At 59.6% G+C, this 20,327-nt stretch carries 24 protein-coding genes; 13 read left to right on the top strand and 11 right to left on the bottom strand.

The genetic code is table 11. The features are described from left to right. Positions 1 to 152: 152 nt before the first annotated feature. Together AN189_RS11440 and AN189_RS18795 are read right to left on the bottom strand one after the other, a co-directional pair. Positions 153 to 1,811 (bottom strand): ATP-binding protein, encoded by a 1,659-nt coding sequence (locus AN189_RS11440; protein ID WP_056035819.1) that lies wholly within the window; start codon positions 1,809 to 1,811, stop codon positions 153 to 155. Further along, positions 1,789 to 2,868, bottom strand: coding sequence for a DNA cytosine methyltransferase (locus AN189_RS18795; RefSeq protein ID WP_157057465.1), 1,080 nt, complete (start codon positions 2,866 to 2,868; stop codon positions 1,789 to 1,791). Before AN189_RS18795 ends, AN189_RS11440 begins: the two co-directional genes overlap by 23 nt. Before the next feature lie 474 nt (positions 2,869 to 3,342). Here AN189_RS18795 and nrdR point away from each other — a divergent pair, with 474 nt between their 5' ends. From nrdR to queF, 6 genes are all read left to right on the top strand, one after another. After that, the gene (gene nrdR, locus AN189_RS11450) at positions 3,343 to 3,810 is read left to right on the top strand and encodes a transcriptional regulator NrdR (protein ID WP_056035826.1); all 468 of its coding nucleotides are present in this window, start codon (positions 3,343 to 3,345) and stop codon (positions 3,808 to 3,810) included. After that, entirely contained in the window at positions 3,807 to 4,907 is a 1,101-nt protein-coding gene (gene ribD / locus AN189_RS11455) for a bifunctional diaminohydroxyphosphoribosylaminopyrimidine deaminase/5-amino-6-(5-phosphoribosylamino)uracil reductase RibD (protein WP_056035828.1), read from the top strand. Before nrdR ends, ribD begins: the two co-directional genes overlap by 4 nt. Before the next feature lie 132 nt (positions 4,908 to 5,039). Beyond that, positions 5,040 to 5,741, top strand: coding sequence for a 7-cyano-7-deazaguanine synthase QueC (queC, locus tag AN189_RS11460; RefSeq protein WP_056035831.1), 702 nt, complete (start codon positions 5,040 to 5,042; stop codon positions 5,739 to 5,741). After that, positions 5,741 to 6,094 (top strand): 6-carboxytetrahydropterin synthase QueD, encoded by a 354-nt coding sequence (gene queD / locus AN189_RS11465; RefSeq protein WP_056035836.1) that lies wholly within the window; start codon positions 5,741 to 5,743, stop codon positions 6,092 to 6,094. Before queC ends, queD begins: the two co-directional genes overlap by 1 nt. Next, positions 6,091 to 6,801 (top strand): 7-carboxy-7-deazaguanine synthase QueE, encoded by a 711-nt coding sequence (queE, locus tag AN189_RS11470; protein ID WP_056035839.1) that lies wholly within the window; start codon positions 6,091 to 6,093, stop codon positions 6,799 to 6,801. The genes queD and queE overlap by 4 nt, the downstream gene beginning before the upstream one ends. Before the next feature lie 19 nt (positions 6,802 to 6,820). Continuing rightward, positions 6,821 to 7,282 (top strand): preQ(1) synthase, encoded by a 462-nt coding sequence (gene queF, locus AN189_RS11475; protein ID WP_056035842.1) that lies wholly within the window; start codon positions 6,821 to 6,823, stop codon positions 7,280 to 7,282. Positions 7,283 to 7,298: 16 nt separating this feature from the next. Here queF and AN189_RS11480 read toward each other — a convergent pair whose 3' ends face one another. From AN189_RS11480 to AN189_RS11490, 3 genes are all read right to left on the bottom strand, one after another. After that, positions 7,299 to 8,708: a cell wall metabolism sensor histidine kinase WalK gene (locus tag AN189_RS11480; protein WP_056035845.1), complete on the bottom strand. Its 1,410-nt coding sequence runs from the start codon at positions 8,706 to 8,708 to the stop codon at positions 7,299 to 7,301. Positions 8,709 to 8,873: 165 nt separating this feature from the next. Next, on the bottom strand, positions 8,874 to 9,587 hold the full coding sequence (locus AN189_RS11485) for a GNAT family N-acyltransferase (RefSeq protein ID WP_253279607.1): 714 nt from the start codon (positions 9,585 to 9,587) through the stop codon (positions 8,874 to 8,876). Beyond that, on the bottom strand, positions 9,584 to 10,468 hold the full coding sequence (locus AN189_RS11490; protein ID WP_253279608.1) for a trans-aconitate 2-methyltransferase: 885 nt from the start codon (positions 10,466 to 10,468) through the stop codon (positions 9,584 to 9,586). Before AN189_RS11490 ends, AN189_RS11485 begins: the two co-directional genes overlap by 4 nt. A gap of 334 nt (positions 10,469 to 10,802) precedes the next feature. On the opposite strand from AN189_RS11490, the gene AN189_RS11495 reads away from it, so the two are divergent. Beyond that, positions 10,803 to 10,991 (top strand): hypothetical protein, encoded by a 189-nt coding sequence (locus tag AN189_RS11495; RefSeq protein WP_157057466.1) that lies wholly within the window; start codon positions 10,803 to 10,805, stop codon positions 10,989 to 10,991. Positions 10,992 to 10,999: 8 nt separating this feature from the next. Here AN189_RS11495 and AN189_RS11500 read toward each other — a convergent pair whose 3' ends face one another. Together AN189_RS11500 and AN189_RS11505 are read right to left on the bottom strand one after the other, a co-directional pair. Beyond that, positions 11,000 to 11,473, bottom strand: a complete 474-nt coding sequence (locus AN189_RS11500) for a hypothetical protein (RefSeq protein ID WP_056035851.1) — start codon at positions 11,471 to 11,473, stop codon at positions 11,000 to 11,002. Beyond that, complete coding sequence (locus AN189_RS11505) at positions 11,470 to 11,784, bottom strand: DUF2218 domain-containing protein (RefSeq protein WP_056035854.1); 315 nt, start codon at positions 11,782 to 11,784, stop codon at positions 11,470 to 11,472. The genes AN189_RS11500 and AN189_RS11505 overlap by 4 nt, the downstream gene beginning before the upstream one ends. An 88-nt stretch (positions 11,785 to 11,872) precedes the next feature. On the opposite strand from AN189_RS11505, the gene AN189_RS11510 reads away from it, so the two are divergent. Genes AN189_RS11510 through AN189_RS11525 form a run of 4 tightly spaced genes read left to right on the top strand, consistent with a single transcriptional unit; the run spans position 11,873 to position 15,419 of the window. Next, a complete protein-coding gene (locus AN189_RS11510; protein WP_056035858.1) occupies positions 11,873 to 12,775 on the top strand; it encodes a siderophore ABC transporter substrate-binding protein in 903 nt (300 codons plus the stop codon). A 1-nt stretch (position 12,776) separates the two neighbouring features. After that, entirely contained in the window at positions 12,777 to 13,724 is a 948-nt protein-coding gene (locus AN189_RS11515; protein WP_056035861.1) for an ABC transporter permease, read from the top strand. Beyond that, entirely contained in the window at positions 13,717 to 14,661 is a 945-nt protein-coding gene (locus tag AN189_RS11520) for an iron chelate uptake ABC transporter family permease subunit (protein ID WP_056035863.1), read from the top strand. Before AN189_RS11515 ends, AN189_RS11520 begins: the two co-directional genes overlap by 8 nt. After that, positions 14,658 to 15,419, top strand: coding sequence for an ATP-binding cassette domain-containing protein (locus AN189_RS11525; protein ID WP_056035866.1), 762 nt, complete (start codon positions 14,658 to 14,660; stop codon positions 15,417 to 15,419). Before AN189_RS11520 ends, AN189_RS11525 begins: the two co-directional genes overlap by 4 nt. Positions 15,420 to 15,435: 16 nt before the next feature. Here the strand turns inward: AN189_RS11525 and AN189_RS11530 are convergent, their stop codons facing one another. Beyond that, entirely contained in the window at positions 15,436 to 15,852 is a 417-nt protein-coding gene (locus AN189_RS11530) for a secondary thiamine-phosphate synthase enzyme YjbQ (protein WP_056035869.1), read from the bottom strand. 59 nt (positions 15,853 to 15,911) lie between these two features. Here AN189_RS11530 and AN189_RS11535 point away from each other — a divergent pair, with 59 nt between their 5' ends. Beyond that, positions 15,912 to 16,586 carry an SDR family oxidoreductase gene (locus AN189_RS11535; protein WP_056035872.1) on the top strand — a complete coding sequence of 225 codons (675 nt, stop codon included), beginning with the start codon at positions 15,912 to 15,914 and terminating at the stop codon, positions 16,584 to 16,586. Positions 16,587 to 16,630: 44 nt separating this feature from the next. On the opposite strand, the gene AN189_RS11540 is transcribed toward AN189_RS11535, so the two are convergent. Next, entirely contained in the window at positions 16,631 to 17,029 is a 399-nt protein-coding gene (locus AN189_RS11540; protein ID WP_367379439.1) for a winged helix-turn-helix transcriptional regulator, read from the bottom strand. A gap of 109 nt (positions 17,030 to 17,138) precedes the next feature. Between AN189_RS11540 and AN189_RS11545 the strand changes: the two genes are divergently transcribed. Continuing rightward, the gene (locus AN189_RS11545; protein ID WP_056035874.1) at positions 17,139 to 18,002 is read left to right on the top strand and encodes an SDR family oxidoreductase; all 864 of its coding nucleotides are present in this window, start codon (positions 17,139 to 17,141) and stop codon (positions 18,000 to 18,002) included. A gap of 54 nt (positions 18,003 to 18,056) precedes the next feature. Here AN189_RS11545 and AN189_RS11550 read toward each other — a convergent pair whose 3' ends face one another. After that, a complete protein-coding gene (locus AN189_RS11550; protein ID WP_056035877.1) occupies positions 18,057 to 18,344 on the bottom strand; it encodes an HlyU family transcriptional regulator in 288 nt (95 codons plus the stop codon). 2 nt (positions 18,345 to 18,346) lie between these two features. Beyond that, the gene (rpoD, locus tag AN189_RS11555; protein ID WP_056035880.1) at positions 18,347 to 20,323 is read right to left on the bottom strand and encodes an RNA polymerase sigma factor RpoD; all 1,977 of its coding nucleotides are present in this window, start codon (positions 20,321 to 20,323) and stop codon (positions 18,347 to 18,349) included. Positions 20,324 to 20,327 lie beyond the last annotated feature (4 nt).

Below are 20,327 nucleotides of genomic sequence, written 5' to 3' on the forward strand. Positions count from 1 at the left end.
AAGGGCGTGGCGGTGGTTGAGGGGGTGTTTTTGAGGGCGGAAACCGGACATTCTCTGCGCCAGCGGAACATTAACGCTTTTTCGAAAAGCAGCCATTCGGCGATGCAAGTGAAGTCAAAACACCCCTCTAAACGCCTTGCGTTTTCGACTGCCTAACTTGATATCAGGGTTCGAATACGTGCCTTGATATTCTCAAACGTTAAGTTCAGGTGATCCTTGGCGGTCTTTGTAAGTCGTCCAGTATGGCCTACAGCGTTTCTGACAGGCCTGAAGGCTCCAGCATCTGCCCAAAGAGATGGGCTAGGTGCTTTCTTGTTCCCCTCAGCCGTGAATGCAAGATCGTTCATATCTACATAGCTAAGGTCGAAGGACGCTTGGCGGATCGGAAAACTAATATTCGCAGCACCTTTGAAGGTCGTCTCCTGCTCCTTGAACTGATCAATCTTCGTCTGGATGTTTGATTTCAAAGGGAGGCTTTTGTGCGCAATGTATTTGCGAACGAGGTTTTCCGAAAGAAAGCAGTCCACATACGCTGAGGTGTTGAACTCTGCGTCGGGCATAATCTCTGTCAGCCAAGCATCAACTTCATCTTTGGCGGGTGCATCATCATCTGGTATATAGTCGTTGATAGCCTCTGCAACCAAAGCTTGAGCCTTCCGCTCTCGTTTGGACTTTCTCGTATTCTCCTCATCACCCTCATCTCTAACTTCGAGCCTAAGCCTGTCCCAATCGTCGATAATTTGGGACAGCAGTTCGCGCTTCAGGTAATCCATTAGACTGCGGAACCTTTCGTCGTCCTCAACGACACCTTCACGGCTGCTTGTGAACGGATCGACGCCCTCTCTGTCGAGAGTATCAAAGTGAATTTGGCCGTAAATGTAGCTTTCGACGATCCGCTGAGTGGGAATGTGTCTTATTATGTTCTTCTCGCGGAGCCTGCCATTTACAAAGAGATCAATGGTCGCCCGCTCCTCGGTTCCAGTGATCTTGAGCATTGCGGGCTTCTTTACTGATCCGATAAAACCTTTGATGGCTAATGGGCTAGTAATTTCAACCTTCGGTTTTTCCAGATTTTGAAGCCCTTTGACGTAATCGTCAGTATACTCATTTATAAGCCACAAGAATTGGGTCGCATCGGACAAGTTCTTCAGGTCGTCAATTGTAACCGGAGTTCCGTTTACGTGAATTGTGAAATCTGCATCCAGCAGAGAGAACTTAAAGCTAAGAGCAAGCAATTTTCTCAGATAGGAATCGGAGTTTCTGAGTTGATCGTTGGTTTCTTCAAAACAGATTATTGTTCCTTTTTCATGACCACCGCGCAGCCTAGCTATGAGGTCAAAGTTAAGTCCCTCAAGCGGGTATTCTTCGGTGCTTTGATCGCCCTTAATCGCGTCGTCTAATCCAGCATTGTCAATTACGCCGCCTGTATAATCGGAATTTTTGGTCTTAGAGAAAACAGATATGCGGTTTGCACAAGAAAGAAGGGCTAGCTTCCCAATACCTTTGGCCCCAATGTAGGGGCGATCCTTGGGCGAACGCCCCCCACCTTCAGCTCTCTTTGAGTAGCCAATCTTCAAGAATTTGGATTGAAACGACGTTGCATCCATACCGACGCCATCATCCTTTATCGAAAAATTTAATTTCTCACGATCAATCTCGATCCAAACGTTGTTAGCATCAGCGTCCCATGAATTTGAAATCGCTTCGCCAAGAACTGTAACGAAGTTTCGGTATAGGTTCCTGCCCAAATGGTTTAAAACACTAAGCGATATTTCAAACCTGTATGAGTCACGTTGTGGATCTTCTACCAAGTGATTTCTCCGTTATTATTGAACTTATACTTCTGCCGATAGCTTCTGCCAGCCCCACAGGAACCGCATTACCAATCCAACGGCCAACTTCTGAAAGGGCGGGCTTTTCACCCTTGGGTAGAAATGAATAGTCTTTTGGAAATGATTGCAAGATAGCTGCTTCACGGAGTGTTATCGCTCGATCCTGTTCAGGATGCCCAAAACGACCATTGCCAAATCCGTAACATTGGGTGGTCATGGTCGGAGACGGCTTGTCCCACTCCATCCGTGCATACACGCCTGAATACGTTTTACCTGTTGCTCGCTGATGGCACTTCGCCCTGAGGTCAAACGGCCAATCGCGCCAAGTTCCTCCAGGCTTTGATGCTCTGATGCGAGCAAGATTGGTTTCTGAAAGAGAGGCGGCCACATGGAGCGCATCCTTTTTCTTATTCTCTCCCGCCCCAATTGGCGGCAACGAGGCGATTGCATCTCTTACGGTCAAGGAGGTTGAATGGGTCGCTCTGAGTTTGGGTGGAAGTGCAATCCTAGATGCGATCACAACCAACCGCCTCCGTCGCTGTGGGACACCATATTGCTCACATCGGGCCACTTCCCATTGAACATTGTATCCAGCGTCTTCGATAACTTCTTTGAAGCGAGCGAATACACGCCCCTCCTTGTATTTCAGAAGGGACGGAACGTTTTCCATAGTCACAAAATCTGGCTGAACTCTCACAGCAAGCTGGGCGAAGCTTTCAACCAAATCCCACCGTGGATCTTCGTCATAACGCTGTTTGTATGTTGAGAAGGGCTGACAAGGTGCACAACCTGCCAAGACAGTCGGAAGATTACCTGAAAAGTGAGACTGTATCTCCTCTGGTTGCAACTTTGCGACGTCTCTGGAATGAAATTTTGCTTCGTTATTTACCTCGAAGGCATGCTTGCACCGGCTATCAGTGTCGTATCCCGCCCGTATATCAAAACCCGCTCTGAATAAGCCATGGCTTAACGCTCCTACGCCGCAGAACAAATCCACTACTTCAGCAAACGGTTCAGGGCCTTCTTTTTCGACCATATTTGAACATCCCTGTGCCATCACTATTGAGCTTTGGTAACTAGCTCAGTTTTTTGGAGCACGCTAAACAATCGAACGTCCAAGGGGAAGCTCTATTGCAATCTCAGGTGGCTTCCAGCCATGCGCGGCAACGAGATCCACCGAAGACTGCTATGGGGAAACTGTATGCGGCTTCGACTTAAGTTCTCAATGATCGGTTGAGGCCGGAAGCCGCTGGCGACGCAATTTATACAGTCTTCAAAAAAAACCGCTTGCTGCAACTTCAACTGTTACGCACTGCAAAACCTGCTGTCACGCTACAAACAGCTACACTTACAAAACCTACAGTCACGCTACCCGCCTGATGCATCCGGGACTCACCCTCGCAGCAACATCATGCGGGTTATCCACAGGGCTACCCAAAGTCTGGGGCCAATCCTATAGTCGATGTGGATAAGTGGGGTTCAGCCCCCAAGACAGGACAAGGAACGGCCCATGCGTTGCCCCTTTTGCGGAAATGTCGATACACAGGTCAAGGACAGCCGCCCCGCCGAAGATCATGTCGCCATTCGCAGGCGACGGTTCTGTCCGGCCTGTGGCGGACGTTTCACGACCTATGAACGGGTTCAGTTGCGTGACCTCGTCGTCATCAAATCCAACGGCCGACGCGAGGATTTCGACCGTGACAAACTGGAACGGTCGATCCGGATCGCACTTCAAAAGCGCCCGGTCGAACCCGAACGCATGGACCAGATGATCTCGGGGATCGTGCGCCGGTTGGAGAGCATGGGCGAAACCGACATCCCCTCGGGGACCATCGGCGAGATCGTAATGGAAAGCCTCGCGCGGATCGACACGGTGGCCTACGTTCGTTTTGCCAGCGTTTACAAGAACTTTCAGGCGGCGGACGACTTCGAGAAATTCATGGAAGACCTGCGCCCGAACACCAAGCCGGACGTATGACGCCCGACATCAGGTTCATGGAACTGGCGCTGTCGCTGGGCCGGCGCGGGTTGGGTCAGGTCTGGCCGAACCCGGCGGTGGGATGCGTCATCGTGCGGGACGGGGTCATCGTCGGACGCGGGCACACGCGGCGCGGCGGCAGACCGCATGCCGAACGCGTGGCGCTGGATCAGGCGGGTGAGGCCGCGCGCGGTGCCGTGGCATATGTCACGCTGGAACCCTGTGCGCACCACGGCCAGACGCCGCCCTGCGCCGAGGCATTGATTGCGGCAGGCATTGCCCGCGTCGTGGTCGGCACCGGGGACCCTGATCCGCGAGTGGCGGGCCGGGGTCTGGACATGCTGCGTGCAGCAGGCATCGCTGTCACCACAGGGGTCTGCGCCGCACAGGCGCAGGACGCCAACGCAGGGTTCCTGAAATCGGTGACGCAGGGTCTGCCCTGGGTCACGCTGAAACTGGCTACCACGCTGGACGGACGGATTGCGACCGCAACCGGAGAAAGCCGCTGGATCACCGGTCCGCAGGCCCGCCGCACGGTGCACGGTCTGCGGGCAAATCATGACGCGGTGCTGGTGGGGGCCGGAACGGCCCGCGCCGATGACCCGGCGCTGGACGTGCGCGATCTGGGTGATGTGCGCCAGCCGGTCCGTATCGTGGTTTCGCGCGATCTGAATTTGCGGGTCAATGGGCGTTTGGGACAGACCGCCCACCTGCAACCGGTCTGGATCGTTCATGCGAACGACGCCGAAACACGCGACTGGTCATCGACCGGGGCGACATTGATCCCCTGCCCCCTGCTCCACCATCAGATCGACATGCTGGCCGCCCTGCAAGAGCTGGCGCGCCGCGGATTGACCCGCATCCTGTGCGAAGGCGGCAGTCATCTGGCCGCGTCGCTGCTGCATGCGGGCCTGGTGGACGAGGTAGTGATGATGCAGGCCGGTTGCATGATCGGGGCGGATGGTCTGCCGTCGATGGCTGGCCTTGGCACACGCGCGTTGGGTGATGCGCCCCGGTTCGATCTGATCGAGACCCGCGCGTTGGGCGGTGATGTGCTGCATCGCTGGCGACCGCGCCGCAGTCGCGCCGACGACTGACAGGGCCCGGCCCTGACGTGACCGCCTGCGGCATGCTGACCCGGCGGTCACAACTTGGCATCCGCCGTGAATTGGTCTAAGCGGCGCACTCCGGTCGCAGCCTACCCGGATATCAAAACAAGGGTTAACATAATGAAGACGATTGTCATCTGCTCCGGCGGACTCGATTCAGTGTCGCTTGCCCATATGGTCGCGGCAGAGCATCAGCTGACCCGCCTTGTGTCGTTCGACTACGGGCAGCGCCACCGCAAGGAACTGGATTTCGCGGCCCGCTGTGCCGGGCGGCTGGGCGTGCCCCATGACATCATTGATTTGCGCGGGATCGGTGCCGCGCTGACGGGATCGGCGCTGACCGATGACCTGGATGTGCCCGACGGACACTACGCCGAGGAAAGCATGCGGATCACGGTCGTGCCGAACCGCAACGCCATCATGCTGGCCGTGGCATTCGGTGTGGCGGCGGCCAATGGTGACGATGCGGTGGCGACTGCCGTGCACGGCGGCGATCATTTCATCTATCCCGACTGTCGGCCCGCCTTTACCCAGGCCTTCGAGGCGATGCAGAAGGCGGCGCTGGACGGCTATGCCGACGTGTCGCTGTACACACCCTTTGTGACCCGGACCAAGGCGGATATCGTCACCGCAGGTGCGCGCCACGACACGCCGTTCGCAGACACATGGTCCTGCTACAAGGGTGGCGCGGTTCACTGCGGGCGTTGCGGCACCTGCGTCGAACGGCGCGAGGCCTTTGATCTGGCGGGGATCACAGACCCCACGGCCTATGCCGACCCCAATTTCTGGGCCCATGCCATCGCCGCAAAGGAAGGTGTCTGATGTACCGGATCACCAAGGAATTTCATTTCTCCGCCTCGCACCAATTGGCCCATCTGCCCGCGGACCATCAATGCGCGCGCCTGCACGGTCACAACTACATCGTGGTGGTGGAACTGGCGTCACCTACCCTGGACGGCGATGGTTTCGTGCGCGACTACGGCGAGCTGAAGGCGCTCAAGACCTATATCGACGACACCTTTGATCATCGCCACCTGAACGATGTTCTGGACGTTCATTCCACGGGCGAAAACATGGCGCGGCATTTCTACGACTGGTGCAGGGCGCGTTGGCCGGAGACCTGCGCGGTCAAGGTCAGCGAAACCCCCAAGACCTGGGCGGAATACCGGCCGTGACCCGGCTGCGGATCGTCGAAATTTTCGGTCCCACGGTTCAGGGCGAAGGCGCGCTGATCGGGGAACCAACCGTGTTCGTGCGTAGCGGCGGCTGTGACTATCGCTGCAGCTGGTGCGATAGCATGCATGCGGTTGACCCGGCGTTTCGCGCCTCCTGGACTGCAATGGACACCGCCGAGGTCTGGGCCGAGGTGCAGCGCCTGTCGGGGCATCAGCCTTTGACCGTTTCGCTGTCAGGCGGCAATCCGGCCATTCAGGATTTCGCGCCGCTGATCGCGCGGGGTCAGGCGCAGGGATACCGTTTCGCCTGCGAAACACAGGGGTCCATCGCCAAACCCTGGTTCGCCGATCTGGACACCTTGGTGCTGAGCCCGAAACCACCATCAAGCGGGGAATGCGTCGATTGGGACGCCTTTGAGGCCTGCTGTCAGGCTGCCCGCGGCGCGGGCGCGGTCGTGCTGAAGATCGTGATTTTCGACGACGCGGATTACGCCTGGGCGCGGGCGGCGGCGGATCGGTATCCGCATCTGCCGCTATATCTGCAACCCGGCAATCCAGAGGTCGATCCCGACTGCCCGGTCGATCCCCAGCGCCTGTCCGACAGGTTGCTGTGGCTGGTCGACAAAACGATGAACGACAACTGGTTTGCCCCCCGCATCCTGCCGCAATTGCATGTGCTGCTGTGGGGCAACAAACGCGGGGTGTGACCCGTTAGAGGAGACAACAATGGAAACGATTTACAGCGATCTGAAACAACTGGGCGACCAGACCAAACTGCCGAACTCTCCCGAAGAGGCGGTGCTGGAACGTGTGGCCAACCCCCAGGCCGATATCGCCTATTGCGTGCGATTTACCGCGCCAGAGTTCACATCGCTGTGCCCGATGACGGGTCAGCCCGACTTTGCCCATCTGGTGATCGACTATGTGCCGGGGGATTATCTGGTCGAATCCAAATCGCTGAAACTGTTTCTGGGGTCATTTCGCAACCACGGGGCGTTCCACGAGGATTGCACGATCTCGATTGCGCGGCGTCTGGTCGATTTTCTGAACCCGCAATGGCTGCGCATCGGTGGCTACTGGTACCCGCGCGGGGGCATTCCCATCGACGTGTTCTGGCAGACCGGCGCCGTCCCGCAAAATGTCTGGATCCCGGATCAGGGCGTGCCGCCCTATCGCGGTCGGGGCTGACCGGCGACATCGGACGTCAGGCGACCTGCGACAGCTGCGGGCCGCCGTCGTCCGCGTCCGCATCCCCGATCAACCGATCGAATTCCACAAAGAAGGTCGAGCCGACACCAAGTTCGCTGGTGTAGTCGATGAGACCACCGTGTTGTTCGACGATCAGTTTCGAAATGTTCAACCCCAGACCGGTGCCGCCTACCTTGCGGATGTCAGAGGAATCGACCTGCGTGAAACGGCCGAACACGTTCTCGCGGGCACCATCGGGGATGCCCTGACCATGGTCATGCACGGACACGCGCGTCCGCTGACCCAAGGTTTCGACCTGCACCGTGACCGTGCCGCCCTTGTCAGAGAACTTGATGGCGTTTGACAACATGTTGTTCATCACCTGGATCAGTCGCTTGCGGTCACCCGCGATCAGCGCCCCTTGGGCACAAAGATCGGTTTCCACATCAATCCCGAAATTGCTGGCGTAGCCTGCGATGCTCTCGACCGCCTCGATCGCCAGCGTATTCACCGAGATCGGACGCAGATCAAATACCATTTCGCCTGCTTCGATCTTTTGCATGTCGAGCAGATCCTCGACGAGGTCGGCCAGACGTCGCGCATTGCGCGCCGCAATTTTTATTGCAGGTTTGAGGTTGTCTGGCACAGGACCCAGACGGTCACCGTTTATCAGCTCCAATGAGCCGATGATGGACGTCAAAGGCGTGCGCAGCTCGTGGCTGACAGTGGCCAGAAACCTTGACTTGACCTCAAGCGCGGCCTTGGCGCGGGCGTGCTCTTGCTTGATACGTCGGAGTTGCTCGTAGCGCTCGCGATAGCCCTGATTGAACTTGATCGAGATGTCGCAGAGGAAATAGAGCACAAAGATGACCGTAAAGAATTCCAGCCAGATCGGCGAGGAAAACGCGGGCAGCTCTCGCATCACGTCAAGCAGCGCGATCGTCAGAAACGCAATGCCGTAGATGCCAAGCCGCAGCAGCAGAATGCCGATCATCTGGCTGTTGTGCATCGCCGCAAAGACAGAGGCCGAAAACAGCAGGAACAGCGGCGTGAAGTGACCGCCCGATGTTTGCTGGATCGCCATGTTCACGCTGAAAATGCTGATAGCGGTCGCGCTGACCAGCGTATTGATGGTGATCCGCCACAGAATTTCCCGCCCGACGGCACGGTTCCGACCGTCCCAATTTGCCGCAACGGAACCCAGCCGCAGATCGAGGATTTCTGCAAAGACGACAAAGCCGTAGCACAGCACGACTGACGATGGGTCAAAATAGAATGCCGCAAGTATCGCAGCAGCAAGAAAGCTGGCCTGCCGTTTCCAGATCAGCTGGTTGGAAAGGGCGATGTAGTCCTTGATCTTTTGCTCACGACCGTGAACGCTGAACCACCTGCGCGGAGACCCCACAAGAACGTTAAAGAAGGTCATCGTAACCTCTGCTGCAATTCCGAGGTCAGGTCTAACCAGAAGTTGTGTTTTAGTTGTGACGCCTGAGGGGCGCGGACGCACAAAAAGCAAAACCCTGCTAAGAAATTAGTAACATTTTAATGAATATGGTTGGATTGCCGTTGGGTAATCCGCAGGCAGGATCGGTCAGGCAGCTGCAGTGCGCCTGTCCTGCGACGGAATATAAACACCGGCAAGGTCGGGAAACGCGATGTCGGATTGGGGCATATCCGCAATGGGGCCGAAAACCGGGGTCCGTGACAACACGGCGGCGCGCTGTTCACGCACGTTTGTCGTCAGCAAGTGTATGGGTTTGGCCAACCCAGGGTAACTGCGCGGATCGAGCGTCGGCGCATAGCCCAGATAGCGGCGATAAAATGCCATGTGTTCTGACCGCACGGGCGCAAGCGCCAGATCCACATCGTAGAAAAGCGCTGCCATGAACGGAATGCGCAGCACGAGAAAGTGCAATGAAACCCGCTGCTTGCGTGCGGATGGATCAATCACGAAACGCGTCGGGTCAAGGACGGTCTTGCCTTGGCCGAAACCGGACGTGATTTCGGGGAAAACTTCGGCGGTGGGGGAAACCGCCGACAGTTCCGACATCAGATGCAACCGCACCGCTGCAAGCAGCTTGCCGTTGGTTTCGACCGCGATGTGCAGGCAATTTGCCGTGTCATCGTAGGCGTCATGCATGATGCCTTGTGCGTTTGCTGCGATCGACCCTTCGGCACGATAGCAATCGTATCGCAGACGGTAGATGTCTTCGAGGTCGCGATCGTCTGTCATCACACGGTACCGCGACTGACGCAGCGCATCCAGAACCCGCTCGTTCATGTTCAGGTCTCTTTGATAGGTCACAGGTCGGTCGCGCGGCAGATCAGCAGGTCGCTATACCCGCGATAAACGACCTCTTGGCGCAGGACCTCGAACCCGGCATTGCGGACCGCAGTCGCAAGTTCATCTCCGCTGTGTGTCCAGTAGGTGCCGTCGTCTTGGGATGCGCGGATATTCGCGTTCTGTTTCGCGATCTCACGCCCCTGCCAAAAAATCCGGCATGCGCCAAACAGGCCATGTTCCCGCCGCAGATGACCAAAGAGGTAGCGCCGCCAGTCAGAGACGTTCATCGCACGTCCCAGGTCCACCAGATACAGCAATCCGCCCGGTCGCAACATGCGGCGCATGTCGGCCAGTCGGTCCTGCTGGTCCGGCATGGCATAGAGGGAATGGATCGAAACGATCAGATCGGCGTCGCCCGGCGCACCTGCAGATTCCAGACCAGCATTTTCAAAGATGATGTTGTCGTGGTCCGAGAGTTTTCGCTGCGCGACGCCCAGCATTCCGGGATCAGGCTCGATAAAGCGTATCTGACTGGTAGGGCAGCATCGCGCGATGATCTGCGAATAGTTTCCCGTCCCGCCGCCGATATCGTAAATCACCGATGGACCATCCAATTGCGACAAGAAGTCCTCAAACCCCGAGAGAAGAGACTGATACTCGGGGTTGTGCGCCGACAGCAGGTCATAGGCGGCCGCGTAGGCTTGCCAATCGGTCTGCGCTGCGCGACTGCCCTTGTCTTTTGAAAAAACACCATCATTTTCAACGGAATATACGGACATGACTGCAACACCTCTGGCAACAGGAGCTTGAAATGTCCCGATCTGTGTCGGGCATAAGATCACTATAGGTTGCAAATTTAATCCAGCACAACCCGAACTGAGAACAGTTTCGACGTCACGCATATATTAGCCCCGGTCCGAGAACAATTTACCCGATCGCTCAGGTCAATATTATTAATCTGTATTTAGTTATTGGGGCGTATCAATCTGCCAATTCATGATTTGCACGGAAATCAGGCGAAACTGAAACGGCTATGCCTGCCCCGGTCCAGCGGCGTTTTTCGGACCGACCGGGATGTCCTGACGGCACCCAGCGTCCCGAATGGTCACCACCACTGGCAGGCCAGTGATCTGACCCCCCGGCCCTGCGCCATGAAATTCACGATGCCGCCAAACCGCGGCCTCAATTTTGGGCGATCAGGACATCGTGCGTCACGCCGATGCAAAAGGAGGCATCATGGAATACAATGCCGCGCGGCCCAGTGACATGGACCTCGAACTTGTCGCGCATTTTTTGGGGCTGGTGACCTGTGCCAATGACAACGCCCCACCGCAACAGACCGAGGCGCATGCCCCCTATCGCAGTGCCGGGAACAGGACCACACTGCGCCGCCCGCGGCCCTGCAACACAACTCCAGACGTCTGAACCGTTTGTCAGTGCAATTTGCGGGCGGCGTTGATCTGTCTTGAGATCTGCCAGATATCCCGCCCTGCCCGTTCTGCATATTGGATCAGGACAAGCAGCACCTCGCCGGGGACCAGCAGCGACAGCAGCAACATCGCATCCTCGCGGTCTGCGGTCACAGCGGCGGTCAGGATATGGGCGACGACCGCCTCGTCCGCGCCCACACAACGGCAGTCGGCACCGTGACGCATGACCGGACGGCGTGCATGATCGACCAGCGCCGTCACAAAGCCCGCCCAGTTTTCAGTTGCGGCTTGCCCACGCGCAGGCCCGAGGGCGGATTCAAAGAAGTCGCTGACCCGGTCACGACCCGCCGGACCGTCGAACCAGTCGCGAAACAGTGAAACGCTCACGAACTGCATCGGGTTCAGCGCGCGGATGTCGCCAACGACGACGCTACCCGTCACGGATTGGCGAGTGTCGATCTCCGTATCCATCATCATGACGCGGCACCCCCGGTTTGCGTGGCCCAGACCATCGTCGAAAACGAGTCCCGGAACGCGAAACGCGCGAGGTGGCTGTCGACGATACCGCGCATCCTGTCCAGTTTTTCCGGATCATCCGTGGTGACAACGACGCGCAGCACATCGTCGGTCGCTGTCAGTGCAATCTTGCCGGGCGGCAGCGCGATTTCGGCCGCTGCCGGATCGAAACGCACCTCTGCCTTGTGCGCGAAATGTTTGCTGAGTTGCTGAAGGTAGCGGCTGGCCTGTGTCGTGTCGAAGTGACCTTCATCGCGAAAAGCGGGTTGCATCTGATTTTATCCTGAGTATTTCTGTCTGATATAACCTGACAAGTTTAATCAGGTTTGTCTAGCCACTTTGGACCAACTGGAGTCTCACATGAAAGTCACCCTTCCCATGCTCGCCCTGGCGGGGTTCGCAACCACGGCAGCAGCCCAGCAGGTCGAGGTTCTCACCTTTGCCGGGCCGGTCGATGTGGCAACCAGCCCGCAACGTGTCGTGGCACTCGACCTTGCGGCAATCGACAGTCTGGACGCCCTGGGGGTCACCGTGGACGGGGTGCCCGATTTCACACCGCCGGCTTATCTTGCGGATGCGATGGACGGGATCACGACCGTCGGCACCCTGTTCGAGCCCGATTTCGAAGCCTTGGCGGTCATGGCACCGGATCTGATCATCGCGGGCGGCCGGTCGCAAACACAGGTGGACGCATTGTCCCGCGTGGCCCCGACCCTGGACATGACCGTCAGCGAGACGCTGATTGACGATGCCATCGCACGCGTCACCGCCTACGGCCAGATTTTCGACAAACCCGAGGCCGCAGCAACCCTGACCGCCGATCTGGACGCTGCCGTGACACAGGCGCAATCGGTCGCAGCCGGCAAAGGCCGTGCGCTGATCCTGCTGACCAACGGCGGCAAGATTTCGGCCTATGGCGAAGGGTCCCGGTTCGGGTGGATTCACAGCGCATTGCACATCCCGCAGGCCTATCCCGACCTGACAGCCGGGTCACATGGCGAGGCCGTGTCGTTTGAATTCGTGGCCGAAGTCGATCCCGACTGGATCTTTGTCGTCGATCGCGGCGCTGCAATCGGTCAGGAAGGCGAGGCCGCAGCCGTCACACTCGACAACCCGCTGGTGGCTGAAACCAAGGCGGCACAGCAAGGTCAGATCGTCTATCTGGACAGCGCCCCCCTGTATCTGGCCGGCGGCGGTATCCAGTCGCTGATGGGCAGCATCGCTGACATCACAGCCGCCCTTCAGGGCGACACGGACAGCTAAGGTGACCCGCAACGGCCTTCTTGGTGCATTGACGCTCGTGCTGTTGATCGGCACGAGCGTTTTCGTCGGGGCAACGGATATGCTGTCGGGGGATCTGGATGCGGGGTTCCTGATGGCCGTCAGCCGCCTGCCCCGGACCGCTGCCGCGATCCTGACGGGCGCGGGTCTGGCAATGGCGGGTGTCGTCGTGCAACTGTGCGTGCAAAATCGGATGGTCGAACCGGGTCTGGTCGGCACACCTGAATCCGCGATGCTGGGCTTGCTGGCCATCACCCTGATCGCCCCCGGGGCCGCACTGATGACCAAGATGTCGGTGGCGGCCGTCACGGCCTTGGTCGGCACGCTGGGATTTATGGCCCTGGCCCGGCAGGTTCCCCGGCAGGACCCCGTGCTGTTGCCATTGGTCGGGTTGATCTACGGCGGCATTCTGGGGTCAGTCGTTCTGGGCATCGCCTGGGTCACCGATCTGGTGCAATTCATAGGCGTCTGGCAGTCAGGCGAATTTTCCGGCGTCCTGCAGGGCCGCTATGAATTGCTCTGGATCGTGGCACTGGTGGCGGCCGCACTTTACCTTGCGGCTGACCGTCTGACGCTGCTGGGTCTGGGCGAGGATGCCGCCCGCAGTCTGGGACTGGATTACCGGCAGACGTTGATCGGCGGACTGGTCCTTGTGGCGATCACGGTTGCAGTCATCGTCGTCACCGTTGGCAGCATCCCGTTTGTGGGCCTCGTTGTGCCCAACATCGTCTCCCGCCTGCGCGGGGACAATCTGCGCGACAATCTGCCTGTCGTGGCGTGGACGGGTGCTGTGCTTGTGCTGGCCTGCGACATCCTGGGCCGCGTGCTGCGCTGGCCTTATGAAATTCCTGCGGGCACGATCTTTGCGGTGTTCGGTGCGGGCCTGTTTTTGTGGTTGCTGCACAGCAGACCGGGGCGGTCCCATGGCTGAGCGTCGCCTGTTCGCCCTGTTGGGTCTGCTCGCACTGCTGTCGGCGCTGTTCCTGGGCTGGGGATTGCGCGAACCAGCAGGGTTCATCCTGTCGCTGCGCGCGGTCAAGCTGGCCGCACTGCTGGTCGTCGGTGCCGCGATCGGTGCTGCGACGGTCATGTTTCAGACGGTTGCCGCCAATCGGCTGCTGACCCCCGGTATCGTGGGTTTTGACGCGCTGTTCGTCTTTCTCCAGACGGGGTTGGTCCTGCTGCTGGGGGGAGCGGGGTTCGCCACATTGCCGGACCTGGCAAAGTTCGGTGCGGAACTGTTGTGCATGTTGCTGGCCGGTGTCGCCCTGTTCGGGGTGATGTTGCGCCGAGGGGCCGAGGACGTCCTGCGGCTGGTGCTGACAGGCGTCATTCTGGGCGTTTTCCTGCGGGGGCTGTCCGGTTTTGCGGGCCGCCTGCTGGACCCGTCGGAATACAGTATCGTGCAGCAGGCCAGTTTCGCGACATTCGGCACCGTTGACGGCACGCAACTGGCCATCGCCGCGGCGGTCCTCGCTGCGGCCCTGACCGGCGCACGCCTGTTGGCACCGGCGCTGGATGCCGCGGCACTGGGGCGCACGACCGCGCGCGCCATCGGGCTGCCGTTCGACCGTATCGCACTGTTGGCACTGGTCATCGTGTCGGCTTGTGTCGCCGCATCGACCGCACTGGTCGGGCCGATCACCTTTCTGGGCCTGCTGGCCGCGAGTCTCGCCCATGCTGTCCTGCGGACCTGGCGGCATGCGCTGCTGATCCCCGGTGCCGCGATCATCGGCGCAAGCATCCTGGTAGCCGGGCAGTTCGTGTTCGAACGCCTGCTAGGCCAGCAATCGACATTGGCCGTGATCGTGGGATGCGTTGGCGGCCTGCTGTTCCTGTTCCTTGTCCTACGAAAGTCTCGCCCATGATCCGGATCGAAAACATGTCCGTCGCACGTCAGGGCATCACGACCCTGTCAGACATCAACCTCGGCTTTGGCGAAGGTGGCGTCACCGCGCTGATTGGTCCGAACGGCGCGGGGAAATCCACCCTGTTGCATGCGATGTCGGGGCTGCTGCCGCTGGCCAGCGGTCGCGTCACGATCGCGGGTCAGGATATCGCCCGTGCGACGGCGCAGGTGCGGGCCCGCACCGTCGCCCTGCTGACCCAGTCGGAACATGTGACCGCCCGGCTGACCGTCGCCGATCTGGTGACCTTCGGACGTTGGCCGCACCATCGCGGCAGGCCCGGTCCGGCCGACCATGCGGCCGTCGCACAGGCGTTGGACCTGTTTGCGCTGACCGACCTCGCGCAGCGGCAGATTGACCGGCTGTCCGGTGGCCAGCGGCAACGGGCCTTTGTCGCGATGGCCTATGCGCAGGGCACGCCGTGGATGCTGCTGGATGAACCACTGGCGGCACTGGACCCGCGCCATGCGCGTGATCTGATGGAACGGCTGCACGCGTTGTCGCGGCCAGGACCACGGCAGCGCAGCGTCGTCATCGTGGTGCACGACCTCAATATCGCGGCCCGCTATGCCGACCGGATCGTCGCGCTGAAGGATGGCCGGATCGCCCGGACCGGACCCAAGGTGATCGCCCTGACCTCGGCCATGCTGTCAGACCTGTTCGACACGCGCATGGCGGTGGACGCGGTAAACGGCCATCCCGTGGTGGTCCCGGTCTGAGGCCGAGGCTGCCCCCTCACCCGCTGAAATGCGCCATCACGTTCCGCCTGTGCGGGGCCGTGCGGTGTTCGAACACGTAAATCCCCTGCCAGGTGCCGAGGGCCATGCGCCCCGCTGTCACCGGGATCGACAGGCTGACTGGCAAAAGCGCCGCCTTGATATGGGCGGGCATGTCGTCGGGGCCTTCGTAGGTATGGGTCAGATAGGACATGGCCGGGTCCGTTGTCGGCGGCACGAGCCGCGCAAAATAGGCGTTCAGGTCGGTCTGCACCTCGGGGTCGGCGTTTTCCTGCACCAGCAGGCTGGCAGAAGTGTGCTGGATGAACAGCGTCAGCAGGCCGTCGCGGCCAGTCTGGCGGACCCAGTCCGCGACCTGATCGGTGATGTCCGTCAGGCCGGGGCCGCGCGTCGGAACGGTGAAACGGGTCTGCATCGGGAACCTTTCAGGTGGGGGGCGGCGTTGGGTCGGCAACACGCATAAGGAGTGACAGAATGGCCGACAAGACATTGTTCATCACAGGCGCATCCAGCGGGATCGGTGCAGCAACCGCACGCAAGGCGGTGGCAAGCGGATGGAACGTGGGTCTGTTAGCCCGGTCCAAGGACAAGCTGGCGGATCTGGTCGACGAACTGGGTGACGCCGCACTGGCCCTACCGGGTGACGCGACCGACTATGGCGAACTGACCGCGGCACTGGACACGCTGGCCGACAAGTTCGGCGGTGTGCACGCGGCCTTTGCCAACGCGGGCCGTGGCACGTCGCAGGGCGGCACCGAAGGCGGCGATTTGGATGATTGGCAGGGCATGATCGATCTGAACGTCATGGGCCTGCTGAAAACCACCAAGGCCGCGCTGCCGCACCTGAAAAAGACCAAGGGACATATGGTGCTGACCGGCTCTGCCGCCGGACGCCGCCATTTGTCCGGATCAGTCTACGGCGCAACCAAATGGTTCGTGCATGGTTACGGCGGCAACCTGGCCGAAGAGATGAAGGACTGGGGCGGTCGCTGTACCGTCGTGGCACCCGGCATGGTGAACACCGCATTTTTCGACGAACCGAAACCCGACAAGCTGCAACCCGAGGACGTGGCCGATGCGGTCATGCTCGCACTGAACGCGTCCGAGGTGAACGACGTGCGCGAAGTGTTCCTGATGCCGCGCGGCTGATTTCGATTGTCGCAGCTACAGAGTTTCAGACGCGGCCGCAGGACTTAGCCTGCGGCCGCGTCGTATTTTGCCCGGGCCTGCGCCAACGTATCGGCGTGCGCCTCGGCCCAGTCCAGCAGACCGAACACAGGGATCAGCAAGGACTGACCAAGATCCGTCAATTCATAGGACACGCTGGGCGGTTTCGTCGGATAGACACGCCGCAGGATCAGGCCGTCCCGTTCAAGATCGCGCAGCGATTGGGTCAGCATCCGTTTCGATATATCAGGCAGGGCGCGGCCAAGGGCATTGAACCGCGCTGGCCCGTCATGCAGCGTCAGCAGGATCAGCGTCGTCCATTTGGCCGCCACATGATCAAGGACATGGCGCACAGGACAATTGTTCAGATCCATTTCCTCTGACTGCCAGCGTTCCATGCGCGAAATCTGTTTTTGTCCGTCCACGGGTGGTTCCCTCTGTGTGCCCTGGGCAGGAAATCCTGCCTCCTTTTCAGGATGCGATGCAGTCTCTAACTGAGACCTGTATTCGATTTTCATTGCAGAGGACAGAGTCATGTCAGAACACTACATGGTCACGGGGGCGACCGGCCAATTGGGCCGCAAGGTGATCGCAAGCCTGCGAGAGCGCGTTCCCGCGTCGCAGATCACCGCGATGGTGCGCAGCACCACGGCCAAGGACGCATTCGCGGCAGAAGGCATTGCCGCCCGGATCGCCGATTATCACGACCCAGACAGTCTGGACGCGGCACTGGACGGGGTCACGCGGCTGTTGCTGATTTCATCGTCGGACTTCAACGACCGACAGGGGCAGCATGCCAATGTCATCAATGCCGCCAAGGCGCGTGGCGTCGGTCTGATCGCCTATACGTCGGTCCTGCATGCCGCTGACAGCCCGCTTTGGCTGGCCAAAGATCACAAGGCGACAGAGGCGCTGCTGGCCGACAGTGGCGTGCCCCATACGCTGTTGCGCAACGGCTGGTACATCGAAAACCTGTTGATGAATCTGCCGCAGGATTTGGCGATGGGCCAGCATTTCGGTGCGGCCCGTGACGGCAGATTTGCAGCAGCCACACGCCAGGACTTTGCCGAGGCAGCGGCGGCAGCGCTTGCCGATCCCAGTCACGACGGCGCGACGTTCGAACTGGCGGGCGATACCAGCTTTACCCTCACAGAACTGGCGCAGGATATCAGCGCACAATCCGGCAAACCGGTCGCCTATGTCGATATGCCAGAGGCCGATTTCGCAGCCGCCCTGATCAGCGCGGGCCTGCCGCCTGCATTTGCGGAATTGCTGGCCCAGACGGATGCAATGGCCGCGGATGGTGCGCTGAATGACCAATCGGGCGATTTGCGCCGTCTGATCGGCAGGCCGACCACACCGTTGTCAGATGCGGTCAAGTCCGCGTTGGCCGCCTGAACACAAACGGGGCCGCAGTGCAGACTGCGGCCCCGTTTTGTCGATGCGTCGCGATCAGGCGTTGAACAGACCGGCCCCTTGCTGGTCGATCATCAGCTTGGCCTTGGCGATGGACGCAGCCGCGGCATCGTCGAACGACTGGAGCGTATCGGCCCTGATCAACTGGTGTTCGCGGCTCTCGCCATCGACCTCACCGATGATCCGTGCCCCGATGCGATAGGCCTTGTCAGCCTTGATCGGTGTCGGGATGATCGTGAAGCCCTTGTAGACCTCGCCTTGCGGTGCCTCTGCGACGGGGTCTGCGGATTGCCCGCCGCCAAAGAGTTTCGACAGCCAGGACATGCCTATTGATCCAGGAACGACCGCAGCTTGCGCGACCGGCTGGGATGCTTGAGCTTGCGCAGCGCCTTGGCCTCGATCTGACGAATACGTTCGCGCGTCACGCTGAACTGCTGGCCGACCTCTTCCAGCGTGTGGTCGGTGTTCATGCCAATACCGAAACGCATGCGCAGCACGCGTTCCTCACGCGGGGTGAGGCTTGCCAGCACACGGGTCGTGGTTTCCTTGAGGTTTTCCTGAATGGCGGAATCCAGCGGCAGGATCGCATTCTTGTCCTCGATGAAATCGCCCAGCTGGCTGTCTTCTTCGTCGCCGATCGGAGTTTCGAGGCTGATCGGTTCCTTGGCGATCTTCATCACCTTGCGGACCTTTTCCAGCGGCATCTGCAGTTTTTCTGCCAATTCCTCGGGCGTGGGTTCGCGGCCGATTTCGTGCAGCATCTGGCGACCGGTGCGCACCAGCTTGTTGATCGTCTCTATCATATGGACCGGGATGCGGATCGTGCGGGCCTGGTCGGCAATGGACCGGGTGATCGCCTGACGGATCCACCATGTCGCATAGGTCGAGAATTTGTAGCCGCGGCGGTATTCGAATTTATCGACGGCCTTCATCAGGCCGATGTTGCCTTCCTGGATCAGGTCCAGGAATTGCAGACCACGGTTTGTGTATTTCTTGGCGATGGAGATCACGAGACGCAGGTTGGCCTCGACCATTTCCTTCTTGGCGGCGCGCGCCTCTTTTTCGCCCTTCTGGACCTGGGCCACGATGCGGCGGAACTCGGTGATGTCGACGCCGACGTATTGACCGACCTGGGCCATGTCGCCGCGCAATTCCTCGATCTTGTCGGTGGACCGTTCCAGCAGCATCGACCAGCCGCGCCCGGATTTGGACGCGATTTCGTCCAGCCAGTTGGGGTCAAGTTCGCGGCCACGGTAGGCGTCGATGAATTCACGGCGGTTGATGCGGGCCTGATCGGCCAGTTTCACCATGGCCGAGTCGATCTGCATGATGCGGCGGTTGATGCCGTACAGCTGGTCGATCAGCGCCTCGATCCGGTTGTTGTGAAGGTGAAGCGAATTCACCATTTCGACGATTTCGGACCGCAGTTTCTGGTAGGTCTCTTCCTCGCCCGAGGAAAAGCTGCTGTCCTCGTTCAAGGTGGCGTCCATGCGCGCATCCTGCATGTCGGACAGTTTGGCAAAATCGGCGGCGATGATGTCGAGCGTTTCCAGCACGCGCGGTTTCAGCGCGGCCTCCATCGCGGCAAGCGACATGTTTGCCTGCTCGTCATCATCGTCATCGTCGTCCTTGGCGATCGGGTTGCCGTCGGCATCCAGATCGGGCTTGTCGTCACCTTCGGATGTGCCACCCGCGCCAGCCGTCACGACCGGTTCGGCGGCATCGTCGTCACCCAGCTGGTTGCCAAAGGTGGTTTCCAGATCGATCACGTCGCGCAGAAGGATGTCTTCGCTCAGAAGTTCGTCGCGCCAGATGGTGATGGCCTGGAAAGTCAGCGGGCTTTCGCACAGGCCGAGGATCATCGTGTTGCGACCGGCTTCGATCCGCTTGGCGATGGCGATTTCGCCCTCGCGGGACAGCAGTTCTACGCTGCCCATTTCGCGCAGATACATCCGCACGGGATCATCGGTGCGATCAAGCTTTTCAGCCTCTGCGCCGCCCAAGGCCACATCACGCGACCCGGCGATGGTCGCCACGTCAGTGCTGGTCTTGTTTTCTTCGGTTTCCTCGGATTCTTCTTCCTCGGTGACCTGGATGCCCATTTCGGACAGCATCGACATCACGTCCTCGATCTGGTCCGAGGACACCTGATCGGGTGGCAGAACCGCGTTCAGCTGATCATAGGTGATGTAACCGCGCTCGCGCGCGTCCTGGATCATCTTCTTGACGGCAGCCTGGCTGAGGTCGAGGGAAATGTCGCTGTCGGAATTGTCCTTGCGGTCGTCATTGTCTTTGGCGGCCATGGTA

The sequence above is a fragment of the Loktanella sp. 3ANDIMAR09 genome (assembly GCF_001420005.1).
Classification (GTDB): domain Bacteria; phylum Pseudomonadota; class Alphaproteobacteria; order Rhodobacterales; family Rhodobacteraceae; genus Loktanella.

Excerpts from the sequence above, each read along its gene's own strand:
- AN189_RS11480 (WP_056035845.1), bottom strand. The coding sequence starts at position 8,708 with ATGACCTTCTTTAACGTTCTTGTGGGGTCTCCGCGCAGGTGGTTCAGC.
- AN189_RS11535 (WP_056035872.1), top strand. The coding sequence starts at position 15,912 with ATGGCCGACAAGACATTGTTCATCACAGGCGCATCCAGCGGGATCGGT.
- AN189_RS11500 (WP_056035851.1), bottom strand. The coding sequence starts at position 11,473 with ATGATGATGGATACGGAGATCGACACTCGCCAATCCGTGACGGGTAGC.
- queC (WP_056035831.1), top strand. The coding sequence starts at position 5,040 with ATGAAGACGATTGTCATCTGCTCCGGCGGACTCGATTCAGTGTCGCTT.
- queF (WP_056035842.1), top strand. The coding sequence starts at position 6,821 with ATGGAAACGATTTACAGCGATCTGAAACAACTGGGCGACCAGACCAAA.
- AN189_RS18795 (WP_157057465.1), bottom strand. The coding sequence starts at position 2,868 with ATGGTCGAAAAAGAAGGCCCTGAACCGTTTGCTGAAGTAGTGGATTTG.
- rpoD (WP_056035880.1), bottom strand. The coding sequence starts at position 20,323 with ATGGCCGCCAAAGACAATGACGACCGCAAGGACAATTCCGACAGCGAC.
- AN189_RS11490 (WP_253279608.1), bottom strand. The coding sequence starts at position 10,468 with ATGCGTGACGTCGAAACTGTTCTCAGTTCGGGTTGTGCTGGATTAAAT.
- AN189_RS11495 (WP_157057466.1), top strand. The coding sequence starts at position 10,803 with ATGGAATACAATGCCGCGCGGCCCAGTGACATGGACCTCGAACTTGTC.
- AN189_RS11550 (WP_056035877.1), bottom strand. The coding sequence starts at position 18,344 with ATGTCCTGGCTGTCGAAACTCTTTGGCGGCGGGCAATCCGCAGACCCC.
- queD (WP_056035836.1), top strand. The coding sequence starts at position 5,741 with ATGTACCGGATCACCAAGGAATTTCATTTCTCCGCCTCGCACCAATTG.
- AN189_RS11525 (WP_056035866.1), top strand. The coding sequence starts at position 14,658 with ATGATCCGGATCGAAAACATGTCCGTCGCACGTCAGGGCATCACGACC.
- AN189_RS11545 (WP_056035874.1), top strand. The coding sequence starts at position 17,139 with ATGTCAGAACACTACATGGTCACGGGGGCGACCGGCCAATTGGGCCGC.
- AN189_RS11505 (WP_056035854.1), bottom strand. The coding sequence starts at position 11,784 with ATGCAACCCGCTTTTCGCGATGAAGGTCACTTCGACACGACACAGGCC.
- AN189_RS11510 (WP_056035858.1), top strand. The coding sequence starts at position 11,873 with ATGAAAGTCACCCTTCCCATGCTCGCCCTGGCGGGGTTCGCAACCACG.
- AN189_RS11520 (WP_056035863.1), top strand. The coding sequence starts at position 13,717 with ATGGCTGAGCGTCGCCTGTTCGCCCTGTTGGGTCTGCTCGCACTGCTG.
- AN189_RS11530 (WP_056035869.1), bottom strand. The coding sequence starts at position 15,852 with ATGCAGACCCGTTTCACCGTTCCGACGCGCGGCCCCGGCCTGACGGAC.
- ribD (WP_056035828.1), top strand. The coding sequence starts at position 3,807 with ATGACGCCCGACATCAGGTTCATGGAACTGGCGCTGTCGCTGGGCCGG.
- nrdR (WP_056035826.1), top strand. The coding sequence starts at position 3,343 with ATGCGTTGCCCCTTTTGCGGAAATGTCGATACACAGGTCAAGGACAGC.